The sequence below is a fragment of the Ensifer sp. GW101-20A05 genome (genome assembly GCF_059424735.1).
The window spans coordinates 16,657-32,574 of sequence record NZ_JBWKZT010000004.1; the positions used below are offsets into that span (position 1 = coordinate 16,657).

The 15,918-nt window shown below is 62.5% G+C and carries 16 protein-coding genes; all 16 read left to right on the forward strand.

What is annotated here, in order from left to right; translation table 11 throughout:
- Positions 1-20: 20 nt before the first annotated feature.
- The 16 genes from rhaS to cheT all read left to right on the forward strand — a co-directional run bounded on the left by rhaS (position 21) and on the right by cheT (position 15,803).
- Complete coding sequence (gene rhaS / locus AC070A_RS11985) at positions 21-1,010, forward strand: rhamnose ABC transporter substrate-binding protein (protein ID WP_057248265.1); 990 nt, start codon at positions 21-23, stop codon at positions 1,008-1,010.
- A gap of 326 nt (positions 1,011-1,336) precedes the next feature.
- A complete protein-coding gene (locus AC070A_RS11990; RefSeq protein WP_112994383.1) occupies positions 1,337-2,833 on the forward strand; it encodes a sugar ABC transporter ATP-binding protein in 1,497 nt (498 codons plus the stop codon).
- A complete protein-coding gene (locus tag AC070A_RS11995; protein ID WP_093231943.1) occupies positions 2,830-3,810 on the forward strand; it encodes an ABC transporter permease in 981 nt (326 codons plus the stop codon). Before AC070A_RS11990 ends, AC070A_RS11995 begins: the two co-directional genes overlap by 4 nt.
- Entirely contained in the window at positions 3,810-4,814 is a 1,005-nt protein-coding gene (locus AC070A_RS12000; RefSeq protein WP_112994382.1) for an ABC transporter permease, read from the forward strand. The genes AC070A_RS11995 and AC070A_RS12000 overlap by 1 nt, the downstream gene beginning before the upstream one ends.
- 7 nt (positions 4,815-4,821) lie before the next feature.
- The gene (gene rhaM, locus AC070A_RS12005; RefSeq protein WP_112994381.1) at positions 4,822-5,136 is read left to right on the forward strand and encodes an L-rhamnose mutarotase; all 315 of its coding nucleotides are present in this window, start codon (positions 4,822-4,824) and stop codon (positions 5,134-5,136) included.
- Positions 5,137-5,140: 4 nt separating this feature from the next.
- The gene (locus AC070A_RS12010; RefSeq protein WP_112994380.1) at positions 5,141-6,529 is read left to right on the forward strand and encodes an FGGY-family carbohydrate kinase; all 1,389 of its coding nucleotides are present in this window, start codon (positions 5,141-5,143) and stop codon (positions 6,527-6,529) included.
- 799 nt (positions 6,530-7,328) lie between these two features.
- Positions 7,329-8,942 (forward strand): globin-coupled sensor protein, encoded by a 1,614-nt coding sequence (locus AC070A_RS12015; RefSeq protein WP_112994379.1) that lies wholly within the window; start codon positions 7,329-7,331, stop codon positions 8,940-8,942.
- A gap of 41 nt (positions 8,943-8,983) precedes the next feature.
- A complete protein-coding gene (locus AC070A_RS12020) occupies positions 8,984-9,277 on the forward strand; it encodes an STAS domain-containing protein (RefSeq protein WP_057248191.1) in 294 nt (97 codons plus the stop codon).
- A gap of 3 nt (positions 9,278-9,280) precedes the next feature.
- Entirely contained in the window at positions 9,281-9,646 is a 366-nt protein-coding gene (locus tag AC070A_RS12025) for a response regulator (protein WP_025425897.1), read from the forward strand.
- 19 nt (positions 9,647-9,665) lie between these two features.
- Positions 9,666-11,957 carry a chemotaxis protein CheA gene (locus AC070A_RS12030; RefSeq protein WP_112994378.1) on the forward strand — a complete coding sequence of 764 codons (2,292 nt, stop codon included), beginning with the start codon at positions 9,666-9,668 and terminating at the stop codon, positions 11,955-11,957.
- 5 nt (positions 11,958-11,962) lie between these two features.
- A complete protein-coding gene (locus AC070A_RS12035) occupies positions 11,963-12,433 on the forward strand; it encodes a chemotaxis protein CheW (protein WP_058328716.1) in 471 nt (156 codons plus the stop codon).
- A complete protein-coding gene (gene cheR / locus AC070A_RS12040) occupies positions 12,430-13,338 on the forward strand; it encodes a protein-glutamate O-methyltransferase CheR (RefSeq protein ID WP_058328712.1) in 909 nt (302 codons plus the stop codon). Before AC070A_RS12035 ends, cheR begins: the two co-directional genes overlap by 4 nt.
- Entirely contained in the window at positions 13,335-14,396 is a 1,062-nt protein-coding gene (locus AC070A_RS12045; protein WP_057248194.1) for a protein-glutamate methylesterase/protein-glutamine glutaminase, read from the forward strand. The genes cheR and AC070A_RS12045 overlap by 4 nt, the downstream gene beginning before the upstream one ends.
- Positions 14,396-14,785: a response regulator gene (locus AC070A_RS12050; protein ID WP_025425902.1), complete on the forward strand. Its 390-nt coding sequence runs from the start codon at positions 14,396-14,398 to the stop codon at positions 14,783-14,785. The genes AC070A_RS12045 and AC070A_RS12050 overlap by 1 nt, the downstream gene beginning before the upstream one ends.
- On the forward strand, positions 14,782-15,336 hold the full coding sequence (cheD, locus tag AC070A_RS12055; protein WP_057248195.1) for a chemoreceptor glutamine deamidase CheD: 555 nt from the start codon (positions 14,782-14,784) through the stop codon (positions 15,334-15,336). Before AC070A_RS12050 ends, cheD begins: the two co-directional genes overlap by 4 nt.
- Before the next feature lie 74 nt (positions 15,337-15,410).
- Positions 15,411-15,803, forward strand: a complete 393-nt coding sequence (gene cheT, locus AC070A_RS12060; protein WP_057248196.1) for a chemotaxis protein CheT — start codon at positions 15,411-15,413, stop codon at positions 15,801-15,803.
- Positions 15,804-15,918: the final 115 nt, after the last annotated feature.

Genomic DNA, 15,918 nt, shown 5'->3' on the forward strand with positions numbered 1-15,918 from the left:
GACAATGGGAGGAAATGAGCATGAAGATCCTGAAGTCACTGATGGTCACGGCCGCGGTTTCGCTGGCGCTGATGGCCAATGCCGCGCATGCGGAAAACAAGAAGATCGCGCTCGTCGTCAAGGCGCTCGGCATCGGCTTCTTCGAAGCTGCCAACAAGGGCGCCCAGGAAGCCGCCAAGGAACTGGGCGACGTCGAGGTGATCTACACCGGCCCGACCTCGACCACCGCCGAAGGCCAGATCGAGGTGATCAACTCGCTGATCGCCCAGAAGGTCGATGCGATCGCCGTTTCGGCCAACGACACCGACGCCCTGGTGCCGGCGCTGAAGAAGGCGATGGACCGCGGCATCAAGGTCATCTCCTGGGACAGCGGTGTCGCCAAGGATGGCCGGTTGATGCACCTCAACCCGTCGTCGAACCCGCTGATCGGCAACATGATCATCAAGCTGGCCGCCGACAACCTGCCTGAGGGCGGCGACGTCGCCGTGCTCTCGGCTTCCGCGACCGCGACCAACCAGAACACCTGGATCGCCGAGATGAAGAAGGTCCAGGGCAACTACAAGGGCATCAACGTCGTAACAACCGTCTATGGCGACGACCTTGCCGACAAGTCCTATCGCGAAACCCAAGGCCTCATTCAGTCCTATCCGAACCTGAAGGCGATCATCGCGCCGACCTCGGTCGGTATCGTCGCGGCGGCACAAGCCGTCACCGACGCCGGCAAGATCGGCCAGATCAACGTAACGGGCTTGGGCCTTCCCTCGGAAATGGCCGGCCACGTCAAATCGGGCGCCTCCAAGTCCTTTGCGATCTGGAACCCGATCGACCTCGGCTATTCCGCAACGATGATCGCCTATGACCTGATCGGCGGTGCCGAAGCCAAGCCCGGCGCAGAACTGAAGATGGGCCGCATGGGTGCCGTCAAGCTCGACGACAACAACGAAGGCGCGATGGCCGATCCGTTCGTCTATGACGCCAAGAACGTCGAGGAATTCGCCAAGATCTTCTGATCGGGCGAACGACCAAACCGGCGTCGCCCCTCATCCGCGCGGTGAGGTAAGCCCCCCATCCGCGCGGTGAGGGAAGCGCCCCTCATCCGCCTGCCGGCACCTTCTCCCCGCAGGCGGGGAGAAGGGACAAGCGGCAACCGTTCGCTCCTCTTCCACGTCAAGGAAGGAGGAGAGCGGCGTCCTCGTTCCCTCTCCCCGCGCGCGGGGAGAGGGTTAGTCCTCGGGTTAAACCCGAGGAGAGGGGCATTGCAGACTGCGGTGCCCTCGATGTCAGGCACATAGATCAGGCGGAATGGAACTTGCTCCAGGATACGCTCACATCGCGGATGAAGCCCGCCATCGCGCTTGAGGGGATCTCAAAATCCTTCCCCGGCGTGAAGGCGCTTTCCGACGTTTCGCTGTCGCTCTATCCGGGGTCGGTGACCGCGCTGATCGGCGAAAACGGCGCCGGAAAATCGACGCTGGTGAAGATCCTCACCGGCATCTATCAGCCGGATGGCGGCACGATCCGCGTTGCGGAGCAGGAGGTCCATTTCCCGACGGCACTTGCCGCAGCGCGTGCCGGCGTCACAGCGATCCACCAGGAAACCGTGCTTTTCGACGAGCTTTCGGTCGCCGAAAACATCTTCCTCGGCCACGCCCCGCGCAACCGTTTCGGGCTGATCGACTGGAAGAAGCTCAATACTGATGCGCGCGCGTTGCTTGCGCGCGCCGGTGCCGATCTCGATCCGACGATCCGCCTGCGTGATCTCGGCATTGCCAAGAAACATCTCGTCGCGATCGCCCGCGCGCTGTCCGTCGATGCCCAGGTGGTCATCATGGACGAGCCGACCGCCGCGCTGTCGCACAAGGAGATCCACGAGCTCTATGCGCTCGTCGAGCGGTTGAAGGCTGACGGCAAGGCGATCCTCTTCATCAGCCACAAGTTCGACGAGATCTTCCGCATTGCCGATCGCTACACCGTCTTCCGCGATGGAACGATGGTGGATGAGGGCCTGATTGCCGATGTCAGCCAGGACCAACTGGTGCGCCTCATGGTCGGCCGCGCCGTCGGTTCGGTCTACCCGAAGAAGGAAGTGGCGATCGGCGAGCCGGTTCTGACCGTCTCGGGCTACCGCCATCCGACCGAATTCGAGGACATCAATTTCGAGCTTCGCCGCGGCGAGATCCTCGGTTTCTACGGTCTCGTCGGCGCCGGCCGATCGGAATTCATGCAGTCGCTGATCGGCGTGACCCGGCCCTCTGCCGGCGCTGTCCGGCTCGACGGCCAGGTGCTGGTGATCCGCAGCCCCTCCGAGGCGATCCGCAGCGGCATCGTCTACGTGCCCGAAGAGCGCGGCCGCCAAGGGGCAATTATCGGTCTGCCAATCTTCCAGAACGTCACGCTGCCCTCGCTGTCGCGCACCTCGCGCTCGGGTTTCCTGAAACTCGCCAATGAATTCGCGCTCGCCCGCGAGTACACCGCGCGCCTCGACTTGCGCGCCGCCTCGCTCGACCAGGACGTCGGCACGCTCTCGGGCGGCAATCAGCAGAAGGTCGTCATCGCCAAGTGGCTGGCGACGAAGCCAAAGGTGATCATTCTCGACGAGCCGACCAAGGGCATCGACATCGGCTCGAAGGCGGCCGTGCACGCCTTCATGAGCGAGCTTGCGGCTCAAGGCCTCAGCGTCATCATGGTCTCCTCGGAAATCCCCGAGATCATGGGCATGTCCGACCGCGTCATCGTCATGCGCGAGGGGCGGATCGCCGGGCGCTTCGAGCGTGTCGATCTGACGGCCGAAAAGCTGGTGCGTGCCGCTGCCGGCATTCAGGAGGCCGCGTGATGGCGAAGTTTCTCAAGAATCGTGAGCTTCTGCTCGTTGGCGCGATTGCCGTACTGCTCGCGCTGATCACCTGGCGTTTCCCGCCCTTCGTCGCACCCGCGAACTTGGCGCGCGTCTATAACGACACCTCGATCCTCATTATCCTGGCGCTCGGCCAGATGGCTGTGATCCTGACGCGCTGCATCGACCTTTCGATGGCTGCCAACCTGGCGCTCTCCGGCATGGTCGCGGCGATGCTGAACGCTGCTTTTCCGGGCCTGCCGATCCCACTGATCATGCTCGCCGCGATCGCGCTCGGCGCGTTGCTCGGTATGATCAACGGCGCGCTCGTCTGGAAACTCGATATTCCGCCGATCGTCGTGACACTCGGCACGCTCACTATCTATCGCGGCCTGATCTTCCTCTTGACCGACGGCAAGTGGATCAACGCGCACCAGATGAGTGATGCATTCAAGGCGCTGCCGCGCGACGCGCTCTTCGGCTTCCCGGTTCTTTCCTGGCTGTCGCTGGTCGTGATCGCGCTGATGTTCCTACTCATGAGCCGCACCGCCCTCGGACGCGCCTTCTATGCGGTCGGCGGCAATCCGCATGCGGCCGTCTATACCGGCATCGATGTCGGCCGCACCCGCTTCTCGGCCTATTGCCTTTCGGGTGCGCTCGCCGGGCTTTCCGGCTATCTCTGGGTGTCCCGTTATGCCGTCGCCTATGTCGACATCGCCGCCGGCTTCGAGCTCGACATCATCGCGGCCTGTGTCATCGGCGGCATCTCGATCGCCGGCGGCATCGGTACCGTGGCGGGCGCGGTGCTCGGCGCGCTGTTTCTCGGCGTGATCAAGAACGCCCTGCCGGTCATCAACATCTCGCCCTTCGCCCAGATGGCGATTTCGGGCATGGTCATCATCATCGCCGTTGCCGTCAACGCCCGCGCCGAGCGGCGCAAGGGACGCGTCATCCTGAGAAAAGCGGAGGCTGTCTGATGGCCGAAACCCACCTTGCTCCCCGCCATATTCCTGATCGGCTGGAAGGCCGGGGCACGCGGCTTCTGAAGAGCTGGGAAAGCCTGCTGTTCGTCGTCGCCTGCCTGATCTTCCTCGGCAACTCGCTGGCGTCGCCCTATTTCCTCGATCCCTGGAACCTTTCGGACGCGACCTTCAACTTCACCGAAAAGGCGATGATCGCCTTTGCCATGGCGCTGGTGATCATCTCCGGTGAGATCGATCTCTCAGTGGCCTCAATCATCGCGCTCACCTCGACGGCGATGGGTTATGCCGTCCAGCTCGGCTTCGACACGCCGGCTCTCGTGGCGATCGGTCTTTCCGTCGGCCTCATTTGCGGCGCGGTCAACGGCCTGTTGATCACCGGTCTCGGGCTGCCGTCGATCGTGGTGACCATCGGCACCATGAGCCTCTTCCGCGGGCTCTCCTTCATCATTCTCGGCGACCAGGCCTTCACCGGCTATCCCGACAGTTTCTCCTGGTTCGGCCAGGGCTATGTCTGGTGGGTGTTCTCCTTCGAGTTCACGCTGTTCGTCATCCTCGCGGTCGTCTACGGCGTCGTTCTGCACAAGTCCAATTTCGGCCGCGCGGTCTATGCCATTGGCAACAATCAGACTGCAGCGCTTTTTTCCGGTATCCGGGTGGGGCGTATCAAGTTCATCCTGTTTCTTTTGACCGGCCTGATGGCGGGGCTTGCCTCGATCTGCCTGACATCGCGTCTCGGCTCCACCCGCCCCTCGATCGCGCTCGGCTGGGAGCTTGAGGTGGTGACGATGGTCGTGCTTGGCGGCGTCAACATTCTTGGCGGCTCCGGAACCATCCCGGGCGTCGTGCTCGCGGCGCTGATTATGGGCATGGTGACCTTCGGCTTCGGCCTGCTCAACGTGCCTGGTATCGTCATGTCGATCTTCATCGGCCTGCTGCTGATCTCGGTGATCGCACTCCCCATCCTCTGGCGGCGCGCCCGCGCCCGTCTTGCGCATTGAGGTTCCGATGGAAAAATATGCCTTCCGCATGAGGCTGAACTCGGGCATGGCGGCCGAATACAAGGCACGGCACGATGCCATCTGGCCGGAGCTGGCGGCGCTCCTGAAGGAGGCGGGTGTCTCCGACTATTCCATCCATCTGGACGAGGAGACCAGCCTGCTCTTCGGCGTGCTCTGGCGCACTGACGATCACCGCATGGCCGACCTGCCCTCCCATCCGATCATGCAGAAGTGGTGGGCCTATATGGCCGATATCATGGAAACCCGTGGCGATAACGAGCCGGTGGCGGTGCCGCTCCAGACCGTCTTTCATATGGACTGATGCGATGCGGGTCGTTGGCGTCATCGATATCGGCAAGACCAATGCGAAGGTCGCGGCCGTCGATCTCGAGCGGTTCGAGGAGATCGCCGTCCGCAAGACGGCGAATGTGGTGCTTACTTCCGGTCCCTATCCGCATTTCGATGTCGAGCACCTCTGGGCGTTCCTGCTCGAGAGCCTCGCGGCGCTCAACGCCGAACACGCTTTCGACGCCATCTCCATTACCACGCACGGCGCGACAGCGGTGGTGCTCGATCCGGCAGGCCACCTTGCGCTTCCGGTGCTGGACTATGAATACGCCGGCCCCGACAGCCTTGCCGCTGAATATGATGTGGCGCGGCCCCCGTTTTCCGAGACTGGCTCTGCACGCCTGCCTATGGGCCTCAATGTCGGCGCGCAACTCTATTGGCAGCAGAAGACCTTTCCGGAGGATTTTGCGCGAGTCGCGTCGATCCTCACCTATGCGCAATACTGGACCTACCGGCTGACGGGCGTGCTCTGCAACGAGTTGACCTCGCTCGGCTGCCATACGGATCTCTGGAACCCAATAGCCGGAACGTTCTCGTCTCTGGTCGAACGCCAGGGGTGGATGCCTCTCTTCGCACCGGTGCTGAAGGCGAGTGATATCGCTGGTGCCCTGCGGCCGGAGCTCTGTGCCGCAACCGGCATTGCCGCCGGCACGCCCGTCTATTGCGGCATTCATGATTCCAACGCATCGCTGCTCCCGCATCTACTGACGCGCGCTTCGCCATTCTCGGTGGTGTCCACGGGTACCTGGGTCGTCATGCTGGCGGTCGGCGCGGAGCCGAAGGCACTCGACGAGCGCCGCGACACGCTCATCAACGTCAACGCGCTCGGCGAGCCCGTGCCCTCGGCCCGCTTCATGGGCGGCCGCGCCTTCCAGCTTCTGCTGGGGGAGGGGTCGGTTCCCGCATCGCCGGATGTGGAAGAGACGGTCGCCAAGGCCGGCCACATGCTGCTGCCGTCCATTCCCGAGGGGTCTGGTCCCTTTCCGGCTTCGAAGGCGATCTGGACGACCGACGAACAGGCGCTTGGCGCCGCCGAGCGTTTTGCCGTCGTCTCGTTTCACCTGGCGCTGATGACGGCCACTTGCCTCGATCTGATCGGCGCGCGCGGGGAGGTCGTCGTCGAGGGACCGTTTGCCGCAAACAAGGCCTATCTGCGCATGCTCGCAGCGGCGACCGGAAGGCCGGTCTTCGCCGATCCCCAGAATGTTACGGGCACGAGCCTCGGTGCAGCCTGCCTCGTCCAGGGATCGAGGGTCAGGACCGGGATCGAGCCGGTTGCGGGCGAGATTCCCGAGAGCTTCGTCATCTATGCGCAGGCATGGCGCGAGGCGGCACTCAAGCATACAGGCAAAGAAAAGCGGCCATAGAACATTCGCTCACGGCCGCAAGATGCTTGGCTGTATCAGGAAGATACGGGCCTGAGCCTGCTCAAAACACAGAGCTGCGCTTTGCCGAGCGGTTATGCTCGATGTTGAGCACGATCGATACTGCCATCATTGTCAGGATTGCTGTGAGTGCGGCGCCAATACCAAGAACAATCATTGTTCGTTTCCTGTAAGCGCATCGTCATGATGTCGCTTTGCCTAGATCACAATGATTTGGGTCGCAGCGACTCCAATCATAAACGTGATCGATTTCTTATAACTTAGAGCGGGATGCGGGAGGAAAACCGCACACACTTTTCCTCATCCCGCTCTTGCGAAGGTTTCTTCGCGCATTGAGCGCCCACTTCACTTTCGCTTCGATACGCGAGCGCAAGTCGAAGTACAATTCTAAACTCTTGTGAGTGAGAACCTGTTGTAATCCAGGGGCTTTATTACAGTTTTGTTGCGGTGCAAAAATGGCCCGTGAAAACACCCTGCGAATTTTAGTGAATCCGATTAGAGGCGAGGGACCGTTAACCTTCAAGCAAGGAATTAACCATAAACATGGTCCCACACGTCGGAATGGGATAATTCACAAGTCTCCTCAAGGCATGATGCCGCCCCGCCGTACCGGTTCCGGTCCGGTATCCATTCTTCACCGAATTTACTTGCGGGATGAACGATAGCAGACGCTGCTGGCGGGGGCTGATCTCATCGATGTGGCGTGCACGTCCGGTGGACTGTGGCTCCCCTTGAACCTCCCCAGGCAAATTCGAAAACGCGCATTACCCGGGGATCAGCGTTGAGGCAGGAAGCATCGTCAGAACAGGCAAGGAAGGGCCAGGCAGGCAGCCTGCTGGAGCGCTTGCGTTTTGCCGGGCTCGACGATGAGAGCTGCAACCGCGTCCGGGATCATAGACAGAAGCTTTCTCCCCGCATCGACCAGGCGCTTCGCGACCTTTTCCAGCGCCTCCAGACCTATCCCGATGCCGCCCGCCATTTCGACAGCGATCGCCAGATCTATCGCCTCCAGGATCTTCAGTCGTCGCACTGGAACGTGCTGACCGACGCGCGTTTCGATGGGCTCTATGCCGAGCGCGTCAAGGTGCTCGCCGACACGGCAAGCCGCATGGGTCTCGATCCGCGCTGGCAGATGGCCAGCCATGCGGTCGTGCTCGAACATCTGCTCGTCGGTCTCATCGAAGAGGCCTGGCCGAGATCTTTCCTGCCGATGGGCAAGGCGCGTCGCCGCGAGCTCTGCGACCTCGTCGCCGCGCTGGTGCGTACCGTCTTCGTCGACACCGAGATCGGCGTTTCGCTCCGTTTCAATGCCCTGCGCCAGCAGCACCAGCGGCAGCTGACCGAGCAGCGCAGCGCCGACGAACAGGAAGTCAAGGCGCTCTTCGGCGACTTTGCCGAGAGTTTGAGCCAGGGCGATCTCGGCGTGCGACTGCCGGAAGCGGCAGCGGAAGCCTATCAGCCGATCGTCGCCAGTCTGAATGCGGCCCTGGAACAAATTCAACAGAGCCTGCAGGCATCTGACCACCACAACCGTTCCGCCGAAGCTCTGGTCGATCGCATGCGCGGAAACGTGGCTACCTTTTCGGACAAGGCGAGTGTCGAAGCCGATGCGCTGTCCGGGCAGCTTGCAGCACTTGCTGACATGGCCGGACGCATGGCGAGCGGCTCCGGTCGCATCAGCGCCACGGAGACGAAGGCCAACGAAACCCGCATCGCCGTCGAGCGCAGCGGCGAAATCGCCGGCCAGGCGATCAGCGCCATGGCCGACATCGAGGCATCGGCCGAAAAGATCGGCCAGATCATCGGCGTGATCGACGAGATCGCCTTCCAGACCAATCTGCTGGCGCTCAATGCCGGCATCGAAGCGGCGCGGGCCGGCGACAGCGGTCGCGGCTTTGCCGTTGTCGCCCAGGAAGTGCGCGCCCTCGCGCAGCGCTCCGGTGAGGCGGCCCGCGAAATCAAGCAGCTCGTCTCCGGCACCAAGGCGCAGGTCGAATCCGGTGTCGAGATCGTCGGCCGCACGCAGGACGCGATCAGCAGCATCGTCGAGCAGGTCACGTCGATCAATTCGGCCGTTTCCGGCATAGCCCGCGAAGCGGAGCAACAGGTCGGCGACCTCCGGGGCGTTGCCGCCGAGATCGGCACGATCTCCCAGGGCGTGCAGGCAAGTGCTGCCCTGGCGGGAGAAACCGCGCGTTCGTCGGACGATCTCCACACCGTCATCGTCGAGCTTGGCGAAACCATCCGTCGGTTTCGTCTGGAGCGGCGTCATCCCGTTTCGTCAGCTGTCGGTCGCGAACCGAGCCGGCCGGCCCTGGGCGTAGTTGCTGAAGAGCCGGGACTGCCGCTGTTCGACGACGGGCCGCAACGGCAGCTCGCCGGATGGCAGCGCTGATTTCAAGAGCAGTACAGAGTTAGCAGTCGAGGAAGACAGGAATGGCCAGCAAGAAGACCGCTCAGAAGACGCTTAGCCTCGCTCCGGTGCTGGACCTGAATGAGGCGACGGCGTTGCACGAGAAGCTGATCGCTCTGAAAGGCAGCGACATCGTGATCGACGCTTCGGCGGTCGAGCGGGTGGGCACGCTTTGTGTCCAGGTGCTGATGGCCGGCGCCAAGACCTGGGAAGAGGATCATTTGTCTTTCACCTTCAGCAAGGTGTCGGACGCTTTCGAGAAAACGACACAGCTCATCGGGGTCGAGATCGATCATCTGGTGGCAAAGGAGATTTGAGAAATGAAGAAGCGAGTTCTGACGGTCGACGACTCCCGGACGATCCGAAACATGCTGCTGGTCACGCTGAACAATGCCGGGTTCGAAACGATCCAGGCCGAGGACGGCGTCGAGGGACTTGAGGTTCTGGAAGAAGCCAACCCCGATGTGATCGTCACCGACATCAACATGCCGCGTCTCGACGGTTTCGGTTTCATCGAAGGCGTGCGCAAGAACGATCGCTACCGCGCCATCCCGATCCTGGTGCTGACCACCGAAAGCGATGCGGAAAAGAAGAACCGCGCGCGCCAGGCGGGGGCAACGGGCTGGATCGTCAAGCCGTTCGACCCGACGAAACTCATCGATGCAATCGAGCGCGTAACGGCCTGAAGTCCGAGGATAGCCTCCAATGGATATGAACGAAATCAAAGAGATCTTCTTCCAGGAGTGCGAGGAGCAACTCGCTGAACTGGAATCGGGTCTGCTGAAGCTCAATGACGGCGACCGCGACCCGGAAACGGTCAATGCGGTGTTCCGCGCGGTGCACTCGATCAAGGGTGGCGCCGGCGCCTTTGGGCTCGACGACCTCGTCTCCTTCGCGCATGTGTTCGAGACGACCCTTGATTGCGTTCGTTCCAACCGGCTCGATCCCGGTCCGGAGGTTCTGAAGGTCATGCTGAAGTCGGCCGATGTGCTCGCCGACCTCACCAATGCCGCCCGCGACGGCGGCAGCGTCGACGAGGCGCGCAGCCGTCAGCTGATCAAGGAGCTCGAGGCTTTGGCGAATGGCGAAGTGCCGCAAGCGTCCGCAGCGCCGGTCGAAGTGGTTGCCAAGCCCGTTGCCGCCGCGGCCCCGCCGCCGGTCAACGACGAAGGCTTCCAGCCGGTCGCTTTCTCCTTCGACGACTTCGACGCTGCCGAAGAACCGCCGCTGATGGAAATGCCCACCTACGAGATCGTCTTCAAGCCGAAGTCCGATCTCTATGCCAAGGGCAATGAGGCAACGCTGCTTCTGCGCGACCTCTCCCGCCTTGGCGAAATGAGCATCCATTGCGACATGGGCGCACTGCCGACGCTCGAGCGGCTGAGCCCGGAGAGCGCCTATTTCTCCTGGAAGATCCAGCTTGCGACCGACAAGGGCGAGGACGCGATCCGCACCGTCTTCGAATTCGCCGAGTGGGATTGCGACCTGGAGATTTCCCTGGTCGAAGACGAGGCTACGCAGTCGGGCGAAGAGCTGCCGATGCAGCCGGTGCCTTTCGATCTTTCGATCCTTGATGATGAGCCGGCGGTTTCGGTCGGTGTCGTCGAGGAGGAAGAACAGCTCGCGTCCCGACAGCAGGACATCCGCAACGCCGCCGTTTCGGCCGCAGGCACCGCCAGCAACGTGCTGCAGATGGCGCAATCCGCAGCCCGCGCCCCTGCCGAAAAGGCAGCGCCCGCCGCCAGCGCGGCCCAGAGCGCTGCCGCCCAGCAGGCAGCCGCATCGGCCGGCACGCCGACGATCCGCGTCGATCTCGACCGTGTCGATCGCCTGATCAACCTCGTCGGCGAACTGGTCATCAACCAGGCGATGCTCTCGCAGAGCGTCGTCGAGAACGACGCCAACGGCACGTCCTCGATCAACATGGGTCTCGAAGAGCTGCAGCAGCTCACCCGCGAGATCCAGGATTCGGTGATGGCGATCCGCGCGCAGCCGGTGAAGCCGGTGTTCCAGCGCATGTCGCGCATCGTCCGCGAAATCGCCGACATGACCGGCAAATCGGTCCGCCTGATCACCGAGGGCGAGAACACCGAAGTCGACAAGACGGTCATCGACAAGCTTGCCGAGCCGCTGACCCACATGATCCGCAACGCGGTCGACCACGGCCTCGAAACGCCGGAGAAGCGACTTGCCGCCGGCAAGAGCGCTGAAGGCACGGTGCGCCTGACGGCCAAGCATCGCTCAGGCCGTATCGTCATCGAACTTGCCGACGACGGCGCTGGCATCAACCGCGAGAAGGTGCGCCAGAAGGCGATCGACAACGACCTGATCGCGGCCGACGCAAATCTCTCGGACGAAGAGATCGACAACCTGATCTTCCACGCCGGCTTCTCGACGGCGGACAAGATCTCCGACATTTCCGGCCGCGGCGTCGGCATGGACGTGGTCAAGCGCTCGATCCAGGCGCTCGGTGGCCGCATCAACATCTCCTCGAAGCCGGGTCACGGTTCGGTCTTCACCATGAGCCTGCCGCTGACGCTCGCCGTGCTCGACGGCATGGTGGTCACCGTCGCCAACCAGACGCTCGTCGTGCCGCTGACCGCGATCGTCGAGACCCTGCAGCCGGAAGCTTCGGCAATCCATTCCTTCGGCTCCAACCAGCGGCTGATCTCGATCCGCAACTCCTTCTGCCCGCTCGTCGACGTCGGCCGCATCCTGAATTTCCGCGCCATCCAGGCGAACCCGGTCGAGGGCGTAGCACTTCTGGTGGAATCGGAAGGTGGCGGTCAGCGTGCGCTGATGGTCGATGCGATCCAGGGGCAGCGCCAGGTGGTGATCAAGAGCCTCGAGGCCAACTACACCCACGTGCCGGGCATCGCTGCGGCGACCATTCTCGGCGACGGCCGCGTGGCGCTCATTCTCGACGTCGACACGATCGTGGCCGCTTCGCGTGGCCAGTCGCTGAAGCCTGAAATGTCTCTCGCCGCTGCTGGATGAATGTGATGACCTATGTCGCAAAAAGTCTGACCACGGACGGGCGAGAGCTGATCGCTTTCCGCGTCGGCGACCAGGAGTTCTGCGTGAACGTGATGTCCGTGCGCGAGATCCGTGGATGGACACCGGCGACGGCAATGCCGCATGCGCCGTCCTACATGCTCGGCATCATCAATCTGCGCGGTGCGGTGCTGCCGATCATCGATCTTTCGGCCCGGCTCGGCATGAAGCCGGCCGAACCGACAGTGCGTCACGTCATCATCGTTGCGCAGGTCAAAAGCCAGGCCGTCGGTCTCCTGGTCGATGCCGTCTCCGACATCCTGACCATCACCAATGACAAGATCCAGCCGACACCCGACGTCGTCTCGTCGGAGTTCGAGAAGAGCTTCGCCCGCGGTGTGCTGGCGATCGAGGGCCGGATGATCTGCCTCATAGAGCTGGAAGCAATCTTCCCGCAGGAAGAAAGGGAAGCGGCATGAGGAACCAGGTCGCATTCGAACAGAAGCTGTCGCCGGACGAGTGCCTGGCCAGCGGCGAGTATCCATTGACCCGCCGCGATCTCACCGAGATCGCCGCGATGATCTATGCGGATGCCGGCATCTATCTCAACGAAAGCAAGGCGTCGCTCGTCTATTCGCGTCTGTCGAAGCATATCCGCAATCTCGGGCTCAAGGGCTTCCGGGATTATTGCCAGCTGGTCGCTTCGCCCGTCGGAGCCGCCGCCCGTCGCGACATGCTTTCGCACCTGACCACCAACTTCACGCGGTTCTTCCGCGAGAACCACCATTTCGAGCACTTGAAGACCGAAGTGCTGCCGGAGCTGATCGCGCGCGCCAAGGCCGGCGGCCGGGTGCGTATCTGGTCGGCGGCCTGCTCGGACGGGCAGGAGCCCTATTCGATCGCGCTGACGGTTCTGTCGCTGCTGCCGAACGCGGCCGACTACGACTTCCGCATCCTTGCGACCGACATCGATCCGAAGATCCTGGCGCTCGCCCGTGCCGGCGCCTATGACGCAACCGCGCTTGAAACCGTCAACCCGGCGATGCGCAAGCAATGGTTCTCCGAGGTCAATGCCGGCGGCCGCTTCAAGTGGCAGGTCGACGACCGGGTCAAGCGCCTGATCACCTTCAACGAGCTGAACCTGATGGCGCAATGGCCGTTCAAGGGCCCGTTCGACGTCATCTTTTGCCGCAACGTCGTCATCTATTTCGATGAACCGACGCAGATGAAGATCTGGTCGCGCTTCGCCGGCATGCTGAACACCGACGGTCATCTTTACATAGGGCATTCCGAGCGCGTGTCGGGTGACGCCAAGTCGCACTTCGACAACATCGGTATCACCACCTACCGCCATACCGGCAAGTTTCATGGAGGACGGGCATGACCGCTCCCGCTCGTGTTCTCGTCGTTGACGATTCGGCCACCATGCGTGGCCTGATCACCGCTGTCCTGAACGCCGACCCTGATGTGACCGTCGTTGGCCAGGCGGCCGACGCAATGGAAGCGCGCCAGGCGATCAAGCAACTCGACCCCGATGTCGTCACGCTCGACATCGAAATGCCGAACATGAACGGCCTCGAATTCCTCGACAAGATCATGCGGCTCCGACCGATGCCGGTCATCATGGTCTCGACGCTGACACACAAGGGCGCAGAGGCGACGATCGCCGCACTCGAAATCGGTGCTTTCGATTGCGTCGGCAAGCCGCACCCGGGCGATCCACATCCCTTCGCCGGCCTGGTCGACAAGGTGAAGGCGGCAGCGCGTTCGCAACGCAAGTTCATCATCACCGGCAACAAGATCGCGGGCTCTCCCGCTGCCGCCAACGCGAACACGGCTTCGGAATACCGGGCCGGCCGCAAGATCATCGCCATCGGTGCGTCGACCGGCGGCGTGGAAGCACTGATCACGGTGTTGCAGAAGTTCCCGGCCAATTGCCCGCCGACCGTTATCACGCAGCACATGCCGCACACCTTCACCAAGAGCTTTGCCGAGCGGTTGAACCGCCTGTGCGCGCCGACGGTGCAGGAGGCGACGGATGGTGCGCGGCTCGAAATCGGCAAGGTCTACCTGGCACCCGGTGGCGAGCGCCATCTGCAGGTCGCGAACGCGACGGCACCCTGCTGCCGCCTGGTCGATCGCGAACCGGTCAACGGACATCGGCCGTCGGTAGATGTGCTGTTTGATTCCGTTGCTGAACTCGCCGGCCGCAATGCGATCGGCGTCATTCTGACCGGCATGGGGCGCGATGGCGCCTCCGGTCTCCTGAAAATGCGGCATGCCGGGGCAAAGACCTTCGGACAAAACGAAAAGACATGTGTCGTCTACGGCATGCCGAGAGTCGCCTATGAATTGGGCGCCGTTGAAACCCAGCTCCCCCTCGGTTCCATCGGGGAGGAGGTCCTGAAAGCAGCGGCGCTCCGCAAGGAAGGAAGCGAATAATGTCCATCGCCGAAAAAATCAAAGTTCTGATCGTTGACGATCAGGTGACGAGCCGCCTGCTGCTGGGTGATGCCCTGCAGCAGCTCGGTTTCAAGCAGATCACCGCCGCCGGTGACGGGGAGCAGGGCATGAAGATCATGGCCCAGAACCCGCACCATCTAGTGATCTCCGACTTCAATATGCCGAAGATGGATGGTCTTGGCCTCTTGCAGGCGGTCCGTTCCAACCCGGCGACCAAGAAGGCGGCCTTCATCATCCTGACGGCCCAGGGCGATCGTGCCCTCGTCCAGAAGGCGGCGGCCCTCGGTGCCAACAACGTGCTCGCCAAGCCCTTCACCATCGAAAAGATGAAGGCGGCGATCGAAGCCGTATTCGGGGCGCTCAAATGAACATGGAAGCCGCCGGCAAGCGCGTGCATGTCATCCAGGGCGAGTACAAGGTCTTCAACGATCCCAATATCGTGCTGTCGACCATTCTCGGCTCCTGTGTGGCGGCATGTATGCGCGATCCCGTGGTCGGTGTCGGCGGCATGAACCATTTCCTGCTGCCAGGTTCCGCGACGTCGCCCGCTTCCGGCGGCGACGCGACCCGCTACGGGGTCCATCTCATGGAGCTCCTGATCAACGGACTGCTGAAGCAGGGCGCGCGCAGAGATCGTCTTGAAGCCAAGATCTTTGGCGGCGCCAAGACGATCGCGCGTTTCTCCAATGTCGGCGAACAGAATGCCGCTTTCGCACGGCAGTTCCTGCTCGACGAAGGCATCCGCATCGTCGGCGAAAGCACCGGCGGCGAGCACGGTCGCAAGCTCGAATATTGGCCGTCCAGCGGCCGGGCTCGGCAATATGCCCTGACCGGCGTCGAGACGCAGCGCACCGTACAGTTGGAGGAGCGTCCGGTCATCGCGCCGAAGCCGGCCGAAAGCTCGATCGAATTCTTCTGATCCTGCGGGGCAGGCGCCTCGCAGGCCGCAAATAAGACCTTCTACCGAAGCCCCGAGCCACGTGAGACATACCAATGCAGACCGACTACCAGGGCCACATGCCGCACGTGGAAGAAGCACTGCCCGAAGTGCTGATGCGCATCGTCACCGAGCTGCATGACGTCGCCTATCTGATCGAACGGATCGAACCGCAGCTGGCAGGTGATGAGGGGGCCGATGCGCTCGCCAATCCGGACAAGATGATGCTGCTGCAGGGCATCGACCTCGCGGTGCAGAAGACGCGCGGCATCGCGGAGTTCATCGACACCATAACGGCGTCGATCCCCGACGACTGGCTGGTCGACGTGACCACTGCCGTCAGTCTCGTCAAGCTTGCCGATATGAAGAAGGCACTTGGCAACGGCATGTTGCGCCACGGCCACTCCCAGCCGCTGACCAAGGCAGCGGGTGATTTCGAGGCATTCTGACGCTCGTCGGAAGTCTGTGCGACGCGCGAATCTGGCAATAGCGCCGCAAAATCAGCGGCTTGCGGCGTGCAGACCAGCGCTCAGCTCATGCCGCTTACCCCGGATATCCGCCTTC